At 39.5% G+C, this 19390-nt stretch carries 16 protein-coding genes; 9 read left to right on the top strand and 7 right to left on the bottom strand.

Going from position 1 to position 19390, the window contains the following annotated elements; all coding sequences use genetic code 11:
* Positions 1-95 precede the first annotated feature (95 nt).
* The 3 genes from pyk to HMPREF9969_RS03960 form a co-directional block, all read right to left on the bottom strand.
* Entirely contained in the window at positions 96-1562 is a 1467-nt protein-coding gene (gene pyk, locus HMPREF9969_RS03975) for a pyruvate kinase (protein WP_009434607.1), read from the bottom strand.
* Between the two features lie 388 nt (positions 1563-1950).
* Positions 1951-2688, bottom strand: coding sequence for a hypothetical protein (locus HMPREF9969_RS03965; RefSeq protein WP_009434600.1), 738 nt, complete (start codon positions 2686-2688; stop codon positions 1951-1953).
* Between the two features lie 694 nt (positions 2689-3382).
* Positions 3383-4273, bottom strand: coding sequence for a hypothetical protein (locus HMPREF9969_RS03960; RefSeq protein WP_009434550.1), 891 nt, complete (start codon positions 4271-4273; stop codon positions 3383-3385).
* A gap of 342 nt (positions 4274-4615) precedes the next feature.
* Between HMPREF9969_RS03960 and HMPREF9969_RS03955 the strand changes: the two genes are divergently transcribed.
* Both HMPREF9969_RS03955 and HMPREF9969_RS03950 read left to right on the top strand, forming a co-directional pair.
* Entirely contained in the window at positions 4616-6208 is a 1593-nt protein-coding gene (locus HMPREF9969_RS03955; RefSeq protein WP_009434560.1) for a capsule assembly Wzi family protein, read from the top strand.
* Positions 6209-6245: 37 nt separating this feature from the next.
* Positions 6246-6695: a lipocalin-like domain-containing protein gene (locus HMPREF9969_RS03950; protein ID WP_009434570.1), complete on the top strand. Its 450-nt coding sequence runs from the start codon at positions 6246-6248 to the stop codon at positions 6693-6695.
* 27 nt (positions 6696-6722) lie between these two features.
* Here the strand turns inward: HMPREF9969_RS03950 and HMPREF9969_RS03945 are convergent, their stop codons facing one another.
* Entirely contained in the window at positions 6723-7832 is a 1110-nt protein-coding gene (locus HMPREF9969_RS03945; protein ID WP_009434616.1) for an MraY family glycosyltransferase, read from the bottom strand.
* 245 nt (positions 7833-8077) lie between these two features.
* On the opposite strand from HMPREF9969_RS03945, the gene HMPREF9969_RS03940 reads away from it, so the two are divergent.
* From HMPREF9969_RS03940 to HMPREF9969_RS03915, 6 genes are all read left to right on the top strand, one after another.
* Positions 8078-8899 carry a glycosyltransferase gene (locus HMPREF9969_RS03940; protein ID WP_036894935.1) on the top strand — a complete coding sequence of 274 codons (822 nt, stop codon included), beginning with the start codon at positions 8078-8080 and terminating at the stop codon, positions 8897-8899.
* A gap of 138 nt (positions 8900-9037) precedes the next feature.
* Positions 9038-10090, top strand: coding sequence for a chain-length determining protein (locus HMPREF9969_RS03935; RefSeq protein ID WP_009434552.1), 1053 nt, complete (start codon positions 9038-9040; stop codon positions 10088-10090).
* Positions 10091-10093: 3 nt separating this feature from the next.
* Positions 10094-11407 (top strand): oligosaccharide flippase family protein, encoded by a 1314-nt coding sequence (locus HMPREF9969_RS03930; RefSeq protein WP_009434559.1) that lies wholly within the window; start codon positions 10094-10096, stop codon positions 11405-11407.
* On the top strand, positions 11407-12555 hold the full coding sequence (locus tag HMPREF9969_RS03925; RefSeq protein WP_009434557.1) for a ligase: 1149 nt from the start codon (positions 11407-11409) through the stop codon (positions 12553-12555). The genes HMPREF9969_RS03930 and HMPREF9969_RS03925 overlap by 1 nt, the downstream gene beginning before the upstream one ends.
* The gene (locus HMPREF9969_RS03920; protein WP_009434602.1) at positions 12521-13300 is read left to right on the top strand and encodes a glycosyltransferase family 2 protein; all 780 of its coding nucleotides are present in this window, start codon (positions 12521-12523) and stop codon (positions 13298-13300) included. The genes HMPREF9969_RS03925 and HMPREF9969_RS03920 overlap by 35 nt, the downstream gene beginning before the upstream one ends.
* Entirely contained in the window at positions 13297-14163 is an 867-nt protein-coding gene (locus HMPREF9969_RS03915) for an alpha-1,2-fucosyltransferase (RefSeq protein ID WP_009434595.1), read from the top strand. The genes HMPREF9969_RS03920 and HMPREF9969_RS03915 overlap by 4 nt, the downstream gene beginning before the upstream one ends.
* A 135-nt stretch (positions 14164-14298) precedes the next feature.
* Here HMPREF9969_RS03915 and HMPREF9969_RS12775 read toward each other — a convergent pair whose 3' ends face one another.
* The 3 genes from HMPREF9969_RS12775 to HMPREF9969_RS03905 all read right to left on the bottom strand — a co-directional run bounded on the left by HMPREF9969_RS12775 (position 14299) and on the right by HMPREF9969_RS03905 (position 17842).
* Complete coding sequence (locus tag HMPREF9969_RS12775) at positions 14299-14442, bottom strand: hypothetical protein (RefSeq protein WP_156787939.1); 144 nt, start codon at positions 14440-14442, stop codon at positions 14299-14301.
* Positions 14443-14591: 149 nt separating this feature from the next.
* Positions 14592-17213, bottom strand: coding sequence for an SLBB domain-containing protein (locus HMPREF9969_RS03910; RefSeq protein WP_009434541.1), 2622 nt, complete (start codon positions 17211-17213; stop codon positions 14592-14594).
* Positions 17214-17221: 8 nt separating this feature from the next.
* Positions 17222-17842, bottom strand: coding sequence for a sugar transferase (locus tag HMPREF9969_RS03905; protein WP_036894929.1), 621 nt, complete (start codon positions 17840-17842; stop codon positions 17222-17224).
* Between the two features lie 170 nt (positions 17843-18012).
* On the opposite strand from HMPREF9969_RS03905, the gene dinB reads away from it, so the two are divergent.
* Positions 18013-19098: a DNA polymerase IV gene (gene dinB, locus HMPREF9969_RS03900; RefSeq protein WP_036894927.1), complete on the top strand. Its 1086-nt coding sequence runs from the start codon at positions 18013-18015 to the stop codon at positions 19096-19098.
* The last annotated feature ends 292 nt before the right edge of the window (positions 19099-19390 follow it).

The raw sequence follows: 19390 nt of genomic DNA, 5'->3' as shown, positions 1-19390 counted from the left end.
AGTAACGCTAGTCAGTAAAGAAGGGGAAAGTAATCATAAAGTATAAAGAAGGTGTCTGGAATTATATTCTAGACACCTTTTCGTATAATTAATAACTATTTTTCTTCTTTCCCAACAGGGAATGTTTCTTCTTCAGGCAAGTGGAAACGATAACTACGATTGAACACTTCTCCCACCTTATTAATCTCGAGGAAAGTTGTTCCTCCACCTCCGAAAGACCCCGAGAGATAGGCTATATTATCTTCCAAATCAATGTATCCCTTTTGACGTAGCATTCTTAAAGCTGCAATAAACATCTCTTGGCTAGATTTATGTTGCTGTTGGTGAATGGCAATAACACCATAACTAAGGTTCAACCAACGCTGTACCTTCTCCTTATAACAAATAGCTAATACAGGATTAGGACCACGGAAAGCTGCAAGGTTACGAGCTGTCAAACCAGTCTCACTATCAGTTACAATACCTTTCACTCCCAACTGCTCTGTCGCCTCAATAGCACTTCTAGACAGAAATTCACGCTGGTCATTAAGGTTTGTCATAGGAACGTTTATATGTCCACGCTGGTGTGCATCAGCTTCAGCAGCTTCAGCTATACGAGCCATAGTCTGTACAGCCTCAACAGGATACTTACCACTAGCTGTTTCACCACTTAACATCAATGCATCTGTGTGGCTATAGATAGCATTGGCAATATCTGTCACCTCTGCACGGGTAGGTCGTGGGTTGTTAATCATAGTGTGTAGCATCTGCGTAGCCACAATCACAGGTTTCTTTTTCAAAATACACTTGTTGATGATACTACGTTGAATACCAGGAATTTGTTCAATTGGCACTTCAATACCTAAATCACCACGTGCAATCATAATACCATAAGAGGCATCGATTATTTCATCAATATTATCAACTCCCTCTTGATTCTCAATCTTCGAGATGATTTTAATATCCGAGTTATGCTCATCAAGTATCTTTTGAACTTCCAATACATCAGCAGCGGAACGCACAAAAGAGTGTGCAATAAAGTCAATATCCTCCTCTATTGCCAAAAGAATATTTCGCTTATCTTTCTCTGTTAAAGCCGGTAACTCAATATGCTCACCAGGTACATTTACGCTCTTATGTGATCCTAAATCACCTTCGTTTTGTACCTGTGCAACCAACATAGGACCAGAACTCTCGACAACTAACATATCCAAAGCACCATCATCAAAAAGCACATGATCACCAACTTTTACATCACGAGCAAAGTCTGGATAAGAAACGTTTATAATATCTTTCATTGTATCGACTTCTGGGCGACCAAAGATCTTCACCATATCACCTACTTTATAATGAATAGGATTATCTGTCCCAGTTGTCCTTACTTCTGGACCTTTTGTATCTATCAAAAGAGCGAGGTGTGGAGACACTGTACGTGTGTTACGAATAATCTCACGAATCCCTTCAGGAGTTGCATGAGCTGTATTCATACGAACAACATTCATACCTGCAAAGAAAAGTTTCCTAAGGAAGTCAACATCACAACGTCTGTCACTAATTGAACATACTATCTTTGTTTGTTTCATAATTTGAGTGTTATTGTTTAATTCGACATAGCTGAAAATATAATATATAAGAGTGAAGATAAGATCAAAATACCAACAAACAAAATTGTAAAAACGACTATTGTTGTCTTCCCTACTCCACTTATAGACTTACAGTTTTTCGTCTGTAATATTGCTTTATTTGCGACATTATCCATGAAAACAGACGACGAATCCTGCACAACTTGTGCATTTGAAGCACCTTGTACGAACTGTTCTGTATTAGGAGTAGCAACAACCATATTCTCTCCACAATAAGGACAATTACACTTCAAAGTCTTTCCTCCGTCTGATGTTATCACGAAAGAACGATGACAATGTTTACAAATAATTTGAAATTGCATTCTCTAATTACCTCCTTTCATTCGTTTTATCTAACGTCATCAATAAGGACATGTCCATCTGTTACCTGAACTTTTATCTTTCTAAACACCGTTATACCATGCTCTGATAAGCGAACTTTATACCAGTCATCATCTAATGGTGTAATTTGTAGATTACGACGCAATTCATCGAAGTCGTACTCATTATTGAAATTACCAAAGGCAGCCCACCATTCACCCCATACATCCTCACCCTCATCATAAGCATCAACTCCAAACACCATTTGTTGACAATATGGGGTTAAATAACGTACATAGTAACTTGGATCACCTGATATAAATACAGCTTTCCGATAGAATGAATCTAGAAAAGAACAGACAGACTTCTGTTCATCAGCCTTGCGTTTTACTGCAGCTTCCTGCATCTGCTGCTTTGTACGGATCTGCATAACAGAGTCTGCATGAGCCTTGCGTTGTGCTGCAAAAAGTTTCCTTTCATTCTCTTGCTGTTGCTGCCAATAAATAAAGCCAAAGGTAGCAAAACCTCCAAGAAATAGGACAATTAACACACATAACAGAACCTTTATAGAAGAATTGTCCCCGCCTTTATCCTGCACATCATAATTAGTTGACTGTACAGAAGGCATTACTGGCTGGGCTATTGCAGGCAAATTTACAAGTAAAGGCTGCCCACAATAAGGGCAATTACAATGCATCCTATCGCTTCCATCACTGGTAATAGCAAATGAACGATGGCACTTATTACAAGTCACTTGATACTGCATCACCTATTTTTCTGCAAATTTAAATATTTTATTTCATACTTGGAAATGTTTTAACCAATAATCTATAAGAGAAAACGAGGGCACCAGAGAAGTTTCCCTTATTTCTTTTTTATACTTTTTATAAGGACTATCTACATCTTAAAAGGAACCATTCTCACTTGCAATCAATGATCTTCAATACTGGAGAAGAAACTTTATCACATATAAAATTAGACTATTTTTTCGCACGAAATAGTATAGTTTTTTGATAAAAATAAACTATTTTTTCTTCGACATATACATACTTTCTTATTTCCTTAGATGCACCTTTCCAATGTAATAGGCATATCTTATAAGACAGAAGAATGTGACGTATAATAGAATTTATGGTTATCAATAGCCGAAAAGAGCATAATAAAAGAGGAGCGTCACATCTCGTGAGGCTCCTCTCTCCTTCATTTAAATAACTCTCTGATTGTTACATCTCTTTTAATCCTTAGTGTTCTTTTCTCTTTCTTATGAAATCCTCTTTCACAATCTAAAACCTTTTAAGATGAACTAATTACTATCAATATCTAGTCTCTAGTATTTAAACCTTTTTTGAGTCTTGTCATTAAATAGCTTGTCAGCTATGTTTTGTAACTCTCTAATTAAGTTTTCTAGTGGTTGTTTTAGTATTTACACCTATTTTTATAACTCTCTTTTAATTCTTTGTTTATCTATGTCCACCAAAGACAGAACCATTGTTTGATGATCCTCCACCCATTGATCTGTTACCACCGAACGACGAACCATTACCGAAACTACCTCTTGGTGTACTGAAAGATGGGCTTGGATTGCCAAAAGAACGTGTTGGTTCATTACCTCTAGTAGCATTTCCGAAGCTATGACCTGCACCAAATCCACTATTGTTATTAGGGCGTGTAACAGTTGTACGGGTAGAACTTTCACGTGGCTCATAAGTACGATTCATACCCATAGAACCCTCAAATGTACTCCGTTGTTGATTTCCGAAGCTGCGTGGACGATTGTCTTGTGGATAATTATAATCGTATGAGCTGTAATTGTTGTAACCCCTGTTATAATATCCTCGATTGAAGTTGTCACGCATACCATAATAGTTACTATTGTTTCTTCCGTAGAAGAGATCTCTGCCATAATACCAACTTCTATCACCATTCATACGCCAACTATGAGCTCCACGATAAGCAGAATAGAAACTTGGACGACCGAAGTAATAGTAATCACGACGTGGATATCTTGCGTAAACACTGAAGTGCCAGTAACCAGCATCCCACCTTAATGGGCGATAGAAGTAATTAGCTTCCATGTAAGCTCTATATTGCCAATCGCAGAGGATGTAGTTGAAATCCATATTACGATGCGTCCAGTTAGCTCCATAGAGGTCAACCATAGAGTTTACACTCATGAGGTAATCGAGATTTATCTCGTATGCGGCTTCATATTGCTCCTCGGTCAGATTTAATTCATAAGCCATCTTGTCCGTTAAGAAGAGGGCTTGTATGCGAGCCTGCTCGTAACTCATAGCATTTGCAGAGGCACTGAGAACGAGTGTTGCAATGAGTGTTAATATAAGCTTCTTCATACTTTTTCAATCTTTATAGGTGAATAACTAGGGATGTTAGAAAGGCTTTTACCATCCAATCCCTGTTTTCATGTTGCAAAGGAACAAATATTATTTAGCATCCTAAAAGGATTTCCCCTACATAGAGGGGGATTTTCCCTAAAGGTGTATAATATGTTGGAAAAGGAAGATATACCCCTAATATAATAAGGTGTAATCCTAAAGTCGAAGAAGAGATATTCGTTTGCTATTTCCCTTTTTTTTATTAACTTTGCAGGAGAGAATATGTGTATGTAGATTGTAGAAGTCTTATTTTACTCCTTACTACACACCTATGTCTATTTAAAGAATTAGCTTTATAATATGAAAAAACTTCTTTTATCCTTGTTTGTCATTCTACTCACAAGTGTATTGAGGGCGCAATCTTGGGAAGGAAACAATAGAGATACATCCCGTGTACAGTTACTTAAAGGATTAGAATATACACTGGAGTTGCAAGGGAGTTTCTCGAAAGGGAAAACTCCTTTGTGGCTGAATGCTAATAAGTATGGATTGAGTTCTTTGGATGTAATGAATGGCTATATGCGTGGGGCAATAGAGCGCCCCTTGAATATAGATGCAGGACACAGGTTTGGAGTTGGCTATGGTGTTGATGTGATTGCACCAGTAAACTATACTAGTAAAGTTATTATTCAACAAGCCTACTTAGAAGGAAGTTGGTGGCATGGAACGTTGACTATTGGAGCAAAGGAACAACCAATGGAAATGAAGAATGCTGATTTAAGTACAGGTTCACAGACTTTGGGCATTAATGCCCGACCGATTCCACAAGTGCGATTAGCACTCGGTGACTATTGGACTTTACCATTTGCTAATGGTTGGCTACACCTTAAAGGACACATAGCTTATGGTATGTTGACCGATAAGAACTGGCAACATGACTTCACTCGTTTACAGTCAAAATATTCTGATAAGGTGCTTTTTCATTCTAAAGCTGGTTACTTGAAGATTGGAAACGAGGAAGTGTTCTGCCCTTGGTCATTAGAGATGGGACTAGAGATGGTATCACTTTTTGGAGGAATCTCTTATCTTCCTGATGAGCATGGGAATCTTATTCCATCGAAAGGCAGAACTGGTGTACGTGACTTCTGGTATGCTTTTTTACCTGGAGGAGCAGACAATGGAGAGACAACCTACCAAAACGTAGAGGGTGATCAACTAGGAAGTTGGGTCATGCGATTAAACTATGAAGGTGAATGGAGTTGTGTTTCCGTCTATGCGGATAAGTTCTTTGAGGACCATTCTTCAATGTTTCAGTTAGATTATGATGGTTATGGAGAAGGAACGGAATGGCAACAAAAGAAGAAACGACGTTATTTGTTGTATGATTTTAAGGATTGGATGTTAGGTTTTGAGTATAAGTATAAACCAGACCATTGGCTGAATAACGTTGTTGTTGAATATATTTATAGTAAGTATCAGAGCGGTCCAATCTATCATGACCACACTATCACAGTGCCAGACCATATAGGAGGAAAAGACAACTACTATAATCATTACATCTTCCCAGGCTACCAGCATTGGGGGCAAACGATGGGTAATCCGCTTTATCGATCGCCTATCTATAATGAAGATGGTACTATTTATTTCAAAGACAATCGATTTATTGCACTCCACCTAGGCTTAGGTGGGCATCCTACAGACTGTTTGAAGTGGCGCTTTCTAGCAACTTGGCAAGAAGGATTGGGAACTTATGAAAAACCTTATACACATAAGAAGCATAATGTTAGTTTGTTAGGTGAAACCTCTTATATGTTTAATAGAAGTGAAACAAGTAATTGGTTAAGAGGTACAGAAGTAAAGTTGGGTATTGGGGCTGACTTTGGTGGTATTCTTGAAGGTCCTAATTATGGCTTACAACTAACGCTTAGTAAACGCGGATTGCTGAATAAATAAGGTATAGATTGTTGAATGTTTATAATACACAAAAGATATGTTTAAATCAAATATATTAGTATTCCTGTTACCAGTGTTAGCTCTTCTCTTTTCTTCATGTAGCTTGGAAACTGATAATGACGCTGGTGATTTAGAGGGAATGTGGCATTTAGTTCGAATCGAGGAGTCTGTAACAAATACACACATAGATGTGAGTAACGAAGTAATATTCTGGTCGTTTCAAGCAAAACTCTTACAGCTAGAAGATAAAACTGGTACACACAATAGTTTTCTTTATCGTTTTAATATCAACAATAATCAGTTGGTATTGTCTTCACCTTACCTTTTTGATCGTGAAAATGGCGATCATCTGCTCACAACTTATGACTCTTCTTTGAGTTTATATGGCGTAAAAAACTTAACACCAATATTCAATATAGAAAGATTAAAGGGAGATAAATTGATATTAGGTGATGGTAGTGTAAGACTCTATTTTTATAAGTTTTAAAACCTTGTGATATATTAGTGAATGTCATTATTCACTTTGAAAAGGAGACAAACCCTTCTGTTTTATCCTCATGTCTAACATATAATTGAATAGGATATAACAGATGATATCAATGGAAATTATCCATGTGATAAGAAGATGATTGAACAATACTATATTAATAACAATGTATAAAAGTGCAAGCGAGAGGATGCTGAGTAATGTTTGACGTTGTGTAAGTCCAGCACGGATGAGTTTATGATGTATATGATTCTTATCAGGTCGAAAAAGAGGCTTATGGTGTAATAATCGTACGATGATAACCCTAAACACATCAAAAACAGGTACAATTAATAATGTTACTGAAAGAATAATTGAATCTTTCTGATAGGGCATAACATGTGGATTATACATACAGAATTTAACCATCAAAACACCTAGAATATATCCAAGTGTTAGACTACCAGAATCACCCATGAATATCTTTTGTCCTCTTTCCACTCTACCGAAAAGATTATAATAAAGGAAGGGAATAAGTACACCCATCAGTCCTGCAATTAAGATACAATAGATTCCTAGATTCTCACGAAGGAAAAGGAAGAAGAGTCCACATAATGCAATAAGAACCAAACTTGCCGATAGTCCATCAATACCATCAATAAGATTGATAGCATTCATAACGAATACTAAGACACCAATAGTCAGTAACATTCCTCCCCACATAGGTAGTTCATAGACACCTAAGAAACCATAGAGGTTATTAATGTATAGATAGGAAATAGGTAATAAGCACGCTGCAATTATTTGCATGAGCAGTTTCGCTCTTGCACGAACACCAAATATATCATCAATCAGTCCTGTCAGATAAATAACAGTAATGCCTAAGCCAAAGAATACACTCCATGGGCTTATAGCAATCTTGTTCCCTTTGCTAGTATAAGACCATACGAGTAATGCAACAATAGAAGCAATAAGCATACTAGGTAAGAACGATACCCCTCCTAAACGCGGGATAGCATTCTTGTGTACCTTACGTGCGTTGGGAGTGTCATACAAATGCTTTTTCCTGCAAAAAGATAGTATTTGTGGAATCATAAAGAATCCACAGATAGCACTCATGGTAAAAGCAAAAAGACTGATTAAAATATATGTCGACATTTTATTTATATTCTTGTGCTTAATAGAACTCAATAATTGTAATAATATTGTATCTGGGTATTGGAAAGGCTTAATAATTATCCCTAATAATTGTTTTTACGAAATCTTCTTACCATGAATGGTTGTTTGTTATTTTCTTTTTGTACATTTGTAGCTAAAGAATACTAATGGAGTCGTTGTAAGGCTTAGGCTGTGAACGATTCTTTTAAGTATTTTTTGTAAAATACATCTTAGATATCAATGTGATGGAACGTATTGACGTATCAGTTTTAATGGCCGTTTATAAGAAAGATAATCCTGCTTTCCTTCGTGAGAGTTTAGAGAGTATCTTTACGCAGACTGTGGAGGCTGGTGAGGTTGTTCTATTAGAGGATGGACCCTTGACAGAGGCGTTGTATGAGGTTATAAAGTCATATCAGTCAAAATATCCGGCATTAAGAGTGGTGGCGTATCCCATGAACCGAGGGTTAGGAAAGACCTTAAATGATGGCTTACAGTTATGTAAATACGATATTGTAGCCCGTATGGATGCGGATGATATATGCAAGTCTAATAGGTTTGAAACAGAGTATAACTGGCTTAAGGCACATGAAGACTATGACGTGATAGGCTCTTGGGTTGACGAGTTTACCAATGACAAGACGCAAGTCAGGTCGATAAGGAAAGTGCCTGAACAGTATGAAGATATAAAGAAGTATGCTCGTTATAGATGTCCTGTTAATCATCCGACAGTGATGTATAGGAAAGCTGCTGTGCAGGCAGTAGGAGGCTATCTCACAGAGTATTTCCCTGAAGATTATTTCCTTTGGTTGCGAATGTTAAAGAACGGTTGTAAGTTTCATAATATTCAGCAGTCTTTGTTATGGTTTCGATACTCAGAAGCGACTGTGGCAAAGCGAGGCGGCTGGTCTTATGCTTGTGATGAAGTACGCATATTGGTAAGAATGCTGAAGATGGGGTATATCCCCTTTCATATATTCTGCCAAAGTGTTGTTATTCGATTCACCACCCGTATAATGCCTTTACCTATCCGTCAGCGCCTATATAATCTGATAAGAAAGACATAAGACAGCCTTATTGAGTAAACAAGGAGGGCGTCAATGACATCCACAAAGAGTTAGCACAATAAAACAGCTAACATGTCGTTATTATTTAGATGTTGCTGTTAATGGTTAAAGATAAATACAGAATAAAATATAGATTCAATGGAAGACAATAAGAAGGAGAGTGTTGCAGTCAGTTCCTTTCTCAAGAAGCTCAAGCATGATTGGCTACGTTATGTAATCGTGTTTGTCGTTGCTTTGGTAGGAGCAATCTTAGTGATTCTACCTGTCCCACGCTATTATAAGTGCGACATATCGCTCGCTCCAGAGATGGATAATACTGAGAATGGGGGGAAACTAAGCTCTATTGCCTCTTCCTTTGGCGTAGATCTTGGTGATGTAGCATCTGGTAATGCCTTGCAACCCAGTCTTTATCCAGACCTGATGAAGTCGAATGAGTTTATAAAGAGTCTGCTACAGATTCCTGTAGAGACAAAAGATGGGTCGGTGAAGGCAAGTTACTATGATTATCTTTACAGTCATCAGAAAGACTCACCATACGGTAAGGCAATCGGATGGATAGCGAAGAAGTTTGGTGATAACGACAGTCTTGCCACTGCAACAGAGCCTGTTAACCCCTTTATGCTCAATAAGAAGCAAGACGAAATATTCTCAAAGATAAAGGGAAATATTGCATGTGACATTGATATCAAGACTGGTCTGATAACGATTTCAGTGGAAGATCAAGACCCATTGATTAGTGCAACGATAGCTGACTCAGTACGAGCTAAACTACAGGACTTCATCACCAACTATAAAACCAACAAGATGAAGAATGACGTGAAGTACTATACAAAGTTGGTAGCAGAAGCAAAGAAGAAATATGAAGCCGCCCGTCAGAAGTATGCTTCCTTCTCTGATGCCAATCAAGATGTTATCTTGCAAGAGCTTCAGTCACAGCGTGATGACTTAGAGAATGATATGCAGTTGAAGTTTAATGCTTATAGTGCGCTGAGCACACAACTACAGAATGCACAGGCAAAGTTACAGGAGCATACCCCTTCCTTTACCATTGTTCAGAGCGCATCAGTGCCTGTTAAGCCTGCAGGACCTAAGCGAATGGCCTTCGTCTTCATTGTTGTTTTCCTCAGTATGATGGTTACGTTCGTTGTATGTAACTTCTCATTGTTGTTTGGTGGAGCAAAGGGCGAATAGTTGATGATAACAGTTAAGGATATAATAACTCGTATCAACTCATCTTCTATATCACGAAGAATGGGGAAGGGACTGGTATGGTCGTTTACAGGAACGGCTTTAGCGAAGTTCCTTACCTTAGTCGTTGGTATCATCTGTGCCCATATCTTGCAGAAAGAGGCATACGGAGAGTTCTCTATGGTACGCTCCACTATTAATATGTTCATCGTCCTTGGCTCTGCAGGCTTAGGTGTTACGTCGACTAAGTATATAGCAGAATATAGGGAGAATCAGGCGGATAAGATTCCAGCTGTCTATGCCGCAACAAACTGCTTTGGCTTTTTAATGGCTATCATAACGGCAATCTTGATACTGTTAGGTGCACCGTTCATTGCGAATAATATCCTTCACCATGCAAGTATTGTGCTACCTGTAAGAGTAGGAGCGGTGTTGTTGTTCTTTTCTATTATCAATGGCGTACAGAATGGAGCCTTGATGGGCTTCGAGAACTTTAAGGCTATTGCTATTAACACACTATTGGGAAGTATCTTGGAGTCGGTCTTGACCATCCTCGGCGCTTATTATTTTGGGGTAAATGGAGCTGTACTTGGTTTCGGGATGGGTTTCATCTTGATTTTTGTTATGAACCATCTCTCCATTAATAAGAACTTCTCTGCTATACAGATAAAGAAGTTAAGCATAAAGAACCTCCGTCTGAAGGATTTCTCTATCTTGTACACTTACAGTTTGCCAGCGGCACTCTCTTCCCTGCTTATTGCTCCTTCCTTCTGGTTGATACGTTCTATACTTGTCAGGACAGATGGCTTCCGAGAGCTTGCAGTGTTTGAAGCAGCCGACCAATGGAAGGTTATTATCTTGTTCATCCCCACTGCCTTCAGTCAAATAGTTCTTCCTATCCTGTCCAGTCTACATAAGGAAAAGACCTCCTTTGTGTCTACTTTGAAGTATAATATGCTGATAGTAGGAGTTACAGCATTGTTATTGGCAATAGGCGTAATGCTTTTCGGTGGTTTTATCATGCGTCTGTATGGTACGACCTATAACAATTCAGCCCCCTTACAGATACTGGCTATCTCAACAATCTTCTCTGCTTTAGCTAACGTTCTTGAGATGGCTGTATATAGCTTAGGCAAGATGTGGCAGTGTTTTGGTATCAATGTCGTGTGGGCAATATTGATGATAGGATGCACCTACATCCTTTGTCAGAGAGGTAGTGGGGCTAATGGGCTTTCTATGGCAGTATTAATTTCCTATATCGTGTCCTTCTTCATGTTCTTAGTTTACACATTCTTTGTTGTTAGGAAGGAGGTAAAGTGATGTCAGAGAAAGTACGTTATACGTTGTTTGCACTCTTTCTTTTCCTTACACAGATACTGGGTACGGGTATTGTTCCTATGGGGTTATTTGCCCTTTCGTTGTTAATGATACTCTCGCCCACCACCTTCTTAAGAAATCTAAGGTACACTCCAATCTTCTTTCTGTTTATTTGTCTATCCTTGGGTGTCGGAATCTATTTCGCATTATGCAATGGTCTGAAGTCTTGGAATATAGCTTATTGGGGACAGTTCTATTTCCTTTGCATCCTTCTCATGGGTGTTAAAGATAAGAAATCGTGCTTGGAAGCGTTACGCATCTTCGTCTTTATCATCTTTATCCTTGACTTTGGTACTAATCTCTTATTCCTTGTAGGAGTGAATGTACCATGGACTGAACTGCCACCAGTGCGCCCTGGCGAGGCACTTGCACGTTTCCCAGGTTTTAAGGGGAATGCCTTATATTCGGGAAGTGTCACCTTCGTGAGTGCTTGTTATATGCTTAATCAGAAGAAGGTGAATAAGCTTGTCTTCTACATAGGACTTGCGTCGATGGTAGGCAACCTTATCTTATCTGGTTCTTATCGCTATCTTATCATCGGAGCGGTTGTTGCAACGATGTATTACCTACGTTTGTATAGAAGTAAGATAATGATGGTCGGGATGTATGTGTCAAGTATTATCGTTGTGTTTATGGCAACACTTGTCACGATGTTCTCTAATCTAAGTAACTTCTATCGGGCGTTTATTTGGTTCCATTTCATAAAGGAGATAGGCAAAGACCCATGGATAGGACATGGCTTCTTCAATATCCATTTGGATGAAAACCAAGACTTTAGTACACCTTCTCATCTGATAGCTAATGGCGTGACCGAGTCATGTATCCTAACTATTGGCTATAGTTTTGGTGTCATAGTATTGTTATTTTTCCTCGTAAGTATTGTCAAGACATTATTAAGATATAAGGCATACCGACGTTATTCAGTAGAGTTAGGATTGTTTATCGGTCTAACCTTGGACCTTTTCTGGGGTGGAAGTTTCGATAACACCTATACCTTTGCGTTATTGTTATTAAGTTGGTATCTGATTAATGAGACCGCTTGTAAAAGAGAACTGAATGAAGACATTCACGATAATAATACCGACGTATAATAATCTCGACCTTTTCAAGAGTGCGTACAGTTCTGTTTGTAAGCAGGACTTCAAGGACTATGAGATTATAGTAGTAGATGATTCCGAAGATTCATCTATATCGGATTACGTGTCAATGGTCAATGATTCATCTATCGTTTATCGGCATCATGTGCCCTCAGCAGGCGCTGTTAATAATTGGAATAGTGGCTTACAATTAGCAAGCGGTAGGTTTGTTATTGTGTTACATCACGATGAGGCTTTCGAAGAGGATGGTTATCTGACTTCATTAAATGAGCAATTCAAAAGGGGATACGACGTAGTTGTGACCCGTGTAAAGGTCTTCAATGGTGGAGAACTTAAGCCTAATGTATTCTCAGAAGCTGTGATGAGGCTCTTCACGGGCTTTCCTTCGCTCCTTTTCCTTTGTAATGTCATTGGTCCTTGCTCTTGTGTCGCTTTTAGACGAGAGCATCTAACCTACTTTGATAGCCAACTCCGCTGGCTTGTTGATGTTGATTGGTATTATCGTCTACTAAAGGGAAGGCGCAGAACGTTCGTAGATAGTCTTCATGTTGACTCTTTTAATGATCATGACGATAAGATAACTAACCAGATAGATCTCAAGCAAACCGAGGTAGAAGATATCTCTGTTCTTAGTTCAAAGTATAAGTATCGCCTACTGCTAAGATGTTGCTTGTGGGTCAATAAGGTCGTTATGCACTCTAATCTGAAATGTATAATAAAGAGAGTAATCCGCAAATGAAGATAGTAAAGATATTAGGTGGCTTAGGCAATCAGATGTTTCAGTATGCTCTATACCTCTCCCTGCAAGAGTCATTCCCAAAGGAGCGTGTGGCGCTCGACCTTTCTTGCTTCAATGGCTACCACCTACATAATGGTTTCGAACTGGAGCGTATCTTCTCATTGACCGCACAGAAGGCGTCTGCGGCAACTATCATGCGCATTGCCTATTACTACCCCAACTATCTTTTATGGCGTATTGGCAAACGTCTTCTACCTCGTCGTAAGACAATGTGCTTGGAGAGTTCCACCTTTCGCTATGATGAGTCGGTGTTGACAAGAGAAGGAAACAGATACTTCGATGGCTATTGGCAGGATGAAAGATACTTTGTAGCGTGTCGGGAGAAGGTCTTGAAAGCCTTTACATTCCCAGCATTTAAGCGCACAGAGAACCTATCTTTGCTAAGGAAATTAGATAAGAACAGCGTTGCAATACACGTGAGGAGAGGCGATTATATAGGTAATCAACTTTATCAAGGCATCTGCGATCTCGACTATTATCGGGCTGCGATTGATAAGATAAGTACGTATGTTACACCCTCCGTGTTTTGTATCTTTAGTAATGATATAGCATGGTGTCAGACGCATCTTCAGCCTTATCTGAAGGCTCCTGTAGTTTATGTGACATGGAACACAGGGACAGAGAGCTACCGAGATATGCAGTTGATGTCGTGTTGTGCACATAATATCATTGCAAACTCTTCTTTCTCATGGTGGGGTGCGTGGCTTAATCAGAATAACGAAAAGGTTGTCATTGCTCCTAAGCGGTGGTTGAATATGGACGACTGCCAGTTCCCTTTGCCAGCGTCTTGGGTCAAGATATAAAAGGGACTGAAATCAAGTGAGGATTTTATTCCCCTTTTATTTTATATGTGAGAACTTAATCTACAGGTCTATCAGCAATCATCATATTGCGTAAAATGGTGCGTTTACATCGGTGTCTTTTCTTGTGTGCATATTCTATGCTCCTTGTTCCGCCACTGGAAAGCTAATGTTCCCACGCAGGAACATTGATGTTCCGCCGTTGGAACGTTGATGTTCCCGTGCTGGAACATTGATGTTCCACCGCAGGGAACAACCTCTCCTAATGCTATCCGTTGTCATCCTACCTATTATGTCCCGACACAGAACAATACGAAACACATTATTGTCTTATAATTCATAGCAAAACGGTAGACCTATATACCTTATATAAGTCTACCGTTTTATGTTGAAACGATATGGCATCAATAGCTGCCATAACATCTAATCTCTTATTTTAGCAAATTAGCTATCGTAGCAATGACAGCTGCGATACTAGCTGCACTGGAGCCAATGCTGAGCGTTTCAGCAAGCCCCATACGGCTTTGTATCTTCGTAGGGACAATGATTTCGCAACCAGGACGTACCTTTGCATTGTGACCTACCTTTGCTAACATTCCGTTCATGTATAGGATGTAGGTATTGCTCTTCTTCGCATCATTGGCAAAGCCACCTGCTTGGTCGATATAGTAAGCAACACTCTTACCTTCTACGTAACCAACAGAATTTGGAAACATAACAGCGCCATTAATCTTGACGGTACCATTATATTGTGGAACTATGAGTCTGTCACCTTCTCTCAATACAAGGTCAGCATCACTACCAGGATGGGCAATCGCCTTATCAAGTTCTATACCAACAGGATACATATCAGGTACTTGGAACTTCTCTTCAGCTTTCTTGCTATTTTCTTGTGCTGCTTGCAATACGGCAGCATCCTTTGTCCTAATAGCTAATTGCATTATATTCTTGCTTTGTTGTTCCATTTGAGTTCTGAAAGCAGCCTCCATACGAACACGCTCACCAGGTGTTGGGCGACGCTCTAGACGTGCTCCCTTTATATACGCAAGGTCAGTTCCACCGCCTGCAGCTTTGAATATATCACTCAAACGCATCTTACGTGAAGTGAGGGTATAGTTCCCTGCAAAGACGACCTCCCCTTCCACAGACACATTCTGCTGTGTTGATGTGCCAGGACTCTTACGCACGTAAACTTCATCGTATGGCTCTAAAACGAATCCTGGTGCACCATCTATGACAAAGCCATCGCGGAGAGAGAACGAATAAGTACGTGCTATAATAGAATCTGGCTCAAGTGCTTGTGGGTTGGTGATACGTCGTGACACATCTACCCTTACGGTTGAGGCGGTCTGCTTCAGTCCACCAGCTTGCAAGATGAAGTCTTCTAAAGATTCATTGTCAGCGTATGTATATATTCCAGGATAGAGCACCTCTCCATGAATTGTGATTGTTCGCTGTTCTTGCGCTTCTGTCTTGGTTGGAATGAAGAGCACATCCTCATTCTGAAGAGGGACATCGGCTACGCGACCAGTAAGGATACCATCAATATCTACAGATATTACCTCCAATGTACGATCGGCCTTCTTCCTATGTAATACAGCATGCGGAGCAAATGCAACTTCAGTTAATCCGTCGGCAGCTTCTACCAGTTCACGCACACTATTAATACGTCCACCTACCTCATACATACCTGGACGGAACACAGCTCCCTTGATTTCAACCATATTCTCATAACGAGGTATCACTGAATCAACGCTAACGGAATCCTCATCAGCCACCCGGAAGTTACGCATATCAAACTCGTTGACATTAAAGATAGAGTATTGACGACCCGTCTTTCTGCGTACACGGACAGAACGGGTGTAGGCATCGCCAGCGAATCCACCGGCATAACTAATCAAGGTTCCCAGGCTCTCGCCACGCTTCATCTCATAGAACATAGGACGTTTGACCTTACCACTCACTTGTGCGAGCATCTCGTAAGGACCAACGACAATGACATCATTATCTGCCAAGCGTACGTTGCCACTCAAATGACCCCGACGAAGGAAGTCGTAGACATCGACAGTGCTTATGAGCGTACCCCCACGATATACCTTTATATTACGTAATGTTCCAAGGTCTCCAATACCTCCAGCCATATAAAGGGCATTGAATACGGTTGCAAAGGCTGATAGAGTATAAGTTCCGGGGGTCTTAACTTCACCAACAACATTCACCATGATTGTATGTGTCTGTCCCACCGAAAGGCGGATACTAGAACTGCTGTATCTCTTTCCTAGTTTCTGCTTGATACGATTATTTGCCTGTGCGACAGTCAAGCCACTTACTTGAATCGGACCAAAACCATCTAGGGTAATGATTCCATCAGGGGCAACTGTTGTTTGATATGACTTCTGTGAAGCGCCATAGACATCAATGAATACAGCATCACCGGGACCTAAACGATAGTTACGAGGTAATGCCATGTTCATATTCGGCTCGAATGATAGACTCTTATTATTAAAGATATCGCGTCCCCAGACTTTCTTGCGATTACGGCTTAACTGCTTTAAAAGATTCTCATACAATACAGCAGTGTCCTGTGGCATCCAATCATTCATCTCCGATTGCATCTTCAGATAATCGCCATCATTCTCATCATATGTATGTTCCCACATTTGATTATTTGATATTCGACCATCAGAGTATCGGTTCATCTCCTGCTCACTATTATTGTAGTCGTCGAGTGTATTCTCTGCAACCTGACGCTTGTTCTGCCCTGGACGCTTCTGCCCATTGTTACTACGACTACGGTCTCCAGTGCTGCTTTCAGATACAGCACCAAACGCAGCATTACCTTTTTGCATCTTCTCATAGGTTGCTCTTACACGCCTAATCTGAGAGATGTCGACGCCACTCTGCATCAGCTTGGTCACAATCTGAGCCTGTGAAGTACCACGTTTGTGCTCTTTCTGCACGAATTCCATCACTTGCGTATCGGTCATAGAGGATTGCGCAAAGCCAGCTAAAGAGCATGCTAAGAGTAATACGAATAGAATATATTTCTTCATTTCCATTGTTAGAATTTCTTGCCTGTGATAATATTAAGGATAGTTTTAACAACAATGATAAAGTCTACCCATAGCGAACGATGTTGTAGATAACGAATATCCATCTCCATACGTCGTAGCATTTTCTCCATAGTGTCAGTATATCCATTATAGAGTGTAGCCTCAGATGTAAGTCCTGGTCTCATCTGATAAATTAGGTTATAGCGGTCTGTATGTTTCTGTATCTTGTCTATAAAGTACTGACGTTCTGGTCTCGGACCAACAAACGACATATCTCCACAAAGTACATTCCATAATTGAGGTAACTCATCCAAATGATGATCTCGCAGGAACAATTCTAATCGAGTAGAATTTGTTCTATCACTATTTGCAACAAGCTGAGGTCCCTCTTCCTCCACAATACTACTCATTGTTCGGAACTTATAGATTGTGAAAGGTTTCCCTTTATATCCGATACGAACTTGTTTAAAGAACACAGAACCATTGTTTTGATATGTTAGTAAGAGAATAATAATGATGAATAATGGAGAACAAATAATGAAACCAATGAGCGATGATATAATATCAAAGGCTCGTTTGAGGCTACGTTGTAGCCTCCCCATGGCATCAATATTAGTTGATATGTCCATTTCTTCTTGTGTTAGTCTCGTTTGTATAGTATAACTCAACTTGGTTTTATTTATTATAGTGTTGTCTTTGTTATTTCTTTGCAAAGGTACTTTTTTTTATTTATTTATTAGTTAGAAAAGTGTATCTTTCTATAGTTCTCTGTATCTTTGTGCGTGAATCAGGGTGTGTAATGCGTAAAATTATTCATATAGACATGGATGCTTTCTTTGCTTCTGTAGAACAAAGAGATAATCCAGAACTGCGTGGCAAGCCGATAGCTGTTGGTTATGATGGACCACGAGGAGTGGTATCTACGGCTAGTTATGAAGCCCGCCCTTATGGTGTTCACTCAGCTATGTCCATTGTACAAGCTAAGCGTCGTTGTCCAGACTTGGTAATTGTTCCCTGTCATTTCGATAGATACAAGGAAGTTTCTAGGCAGATTCATCAAATATTCCATGAGTATACAGATCTTGTTGAACCTATCTCTTTAGATGAGGCTTTCCTCGACGTGACAGAGAACAAGAAAGGTATTTCGATGGCTATAGACATTGCCAAAGAGATAAAACAGAAGATTTTTGAAAGGACTTCGTTAACAGCCTCAGCTGGAGTTAGCTATAATAAACTATTAGCAAAGATTGCTTCAGATATGCGCAAACCCGATGGCATTTATATTGTTCATCCTGATCGTGCAATGGATTTCATCGGCAGTCTTCCTATTGAAAAGTTATGGGGTGTTGGACCTAGAACTGCTGCCAAGATGCATGAAATGGGAGTTTTTAAAGGTGAACAATTACGTAATATATCTTACAATCATATGACCCAGGTTTTTGGAAAGATGGGGAAGATATATTATAATTTCTCTCGTGGCATTGATGAACGACCTGTAATCGTAAGTAGAGAACGTAAGTCAGTTGGCTGTGAACATACTTTTCGTGAAGACTTACATATTGAGTCAAAGATTATAATAGAACTTTACCATCTCACCTTAGAACTTGTTGAACGATTGACAAGAAACCAATTTGAAGGAAGAACACTCACTCTAAAGTTGAAATGGGATGCAACGACGCAGATAACACGTAGCTTAACACAAGGAAAAATCCTACGAACAAAGCATGATATACTCCCACTCGCAAAATTATTGCTCAGCGAAACAGGCTATAAAAAGCATTCTATCCGTTTAATGGGGTTATCGGTCTCTTCTTCAACAACCGATGGATTTGATGAGGGGAATACGCCTATCTGGGTGGAAGGAGACTTACCTTTCGAGAAGTAAGACGTTTCTTATCACATCTTTCCTAACCTCATTCATTCTTCTAAAAGTCCTAGTTTGTTTCTCATATTCATTTGCTGTCATATTAAATACCTGGTATAATGTGTTGCTTATTAGTGTGTTATTTTTCGAAGAGGACTGATGGAAGTAATAGTAAAACTAAATAATCTCTTTTCCAAATGTAGCTTTCCAACCATTCAATCCTATTACTTTCATACTTGTGGTGACTATTACTACTTTAACGTTTGGAGCTTCTTTATATGGGTACAGACACCTAAGTACAATAACAGAAACG

Source organism: Prevotella sp. oral taxon 306 str. F0472, assembly GCF_000257925.1.
Taxonomy (GTDB): Bacteria; Bacteroidota; Bacteroidia; order Bacteroidales; family Bacteroidaceae; genus Prevotella; species Prevotella vespertina.
This window is presented reverse-complemented; position numbering and strand designations above follow the sequence as displayed.

Bases quoted from the DNA above. Each gene is read 5' to 3' on its own strand.
- pyk (WP_009434607.1), bottom strand. From the start codon at position 1,562: ATGAAACAAACAAAGATAGTATGTTCAATTAGTGACAGACGTTGTGAT.
- HMPREF9969_RS03965 (WP_009434600.1), bottom strand. From the start codon at position 2,688: ATGCAGTATCAAGTGACTTGTAATAAGTGCCATCGTTCATTTGCTATT.
- HMPREF9969_RS03960 (WP_009434550.1), bottom strand. From the start codon at position 4,273: ATGAAGAAGCTTATATTAACACTCATTGCAACACTCGTTCTCAGTGCC.
- HMPREF9969_RS03955 (WP_009434560.1), top strand. From the start codon at position 4,616: ATGAAAAAACTTCTTTTATCCTTGTTTGTCATTCTACTCACAAGTGTA.
- HMPREF9969_RS03950 (WP_009434570.1), top strand. From the start codon at position 6,246: ATGTTTAAATCAAATATATTAGTATTCCTGTTACCAGTGTTAGCTCTT.
- HMPREF9969_RS03945 (WP_009434616.1), bottom strand. From the start codon at position 7,832: ATGTCGACATATATTTTAATCAGTCTTTTTGCTTTTACCATGAGTGCT.
- HMPREF9969_RS03940 (WP_036894935.1), top strand. From the start codon at position 8,078: ATGGAACGTATTGACGTATCAGTTTTAATGGCCGTTTATAAGAAAGAT.
- HMPREF9969_RS03935 (WP_009434552.1), top strand. From the start codon at position 9,038: ATGGAAGACAATAAGAAGGAGAGTGTTGCAGTCAGTTCCTTTCTCAAG.
- HMPREF9969_RS03930 (WP_009434559.1), top strand. From the start codon at position 10,094: ATGATAACAGTTAAGGATATAATAACTCGTATCAACTCATCTTCTATA.
- HMPREF9969_RS03925 (WP_009434557.1), top strand. From the start codon at position 11,407: ATGTCAGAGAAAGTACGTTATACGTTGTTTGCACTCTTTCTTTTCCTT.
- HMPREF9969_RS03920 (WP_009434602.1), top strand. From the start codon at position 12,521: ATGAAGACATTCACGATAATAATACCGACGTATAATAATCTCGACCTT.
- HMPREF9969_RS03915 (WP_009434595.1), top strand. From the start codon at position 13,297: ATGAAGATAGTAAAGATATTAGGTGGCTTAGGCAATCAGATGTTTCAG.
- HMPREF9969_RS12775 (WP_156787939.1), bottom strand. From the start codon at position 14,442: ATGACAACGGATAGCATTAGGAGAGGTTGTTCCCTGCGGTGGAACATC.
- HMPREF9969_RS03910 (WP_009434541.1), bottom strand. From the start codon at position 17,213: ATGAAGAAATATATTCTATTCGTATTACTCTTAGCATGCTCTTTAGCT.
- HMPREF9969_RS03905 (WP_036894929.1), bottom strand. From the start codon at position 17,842: ATGGACATATCAACTAATATTGATGCCATGGGGAGGCTACAACGTAGC.
- dinB (WP_036894927.1), top strand. From the start codon at position 18,013: ATGCGTAAAATTATTCATATAGACATGGATGCTTTCTTTGCTTCTGTA.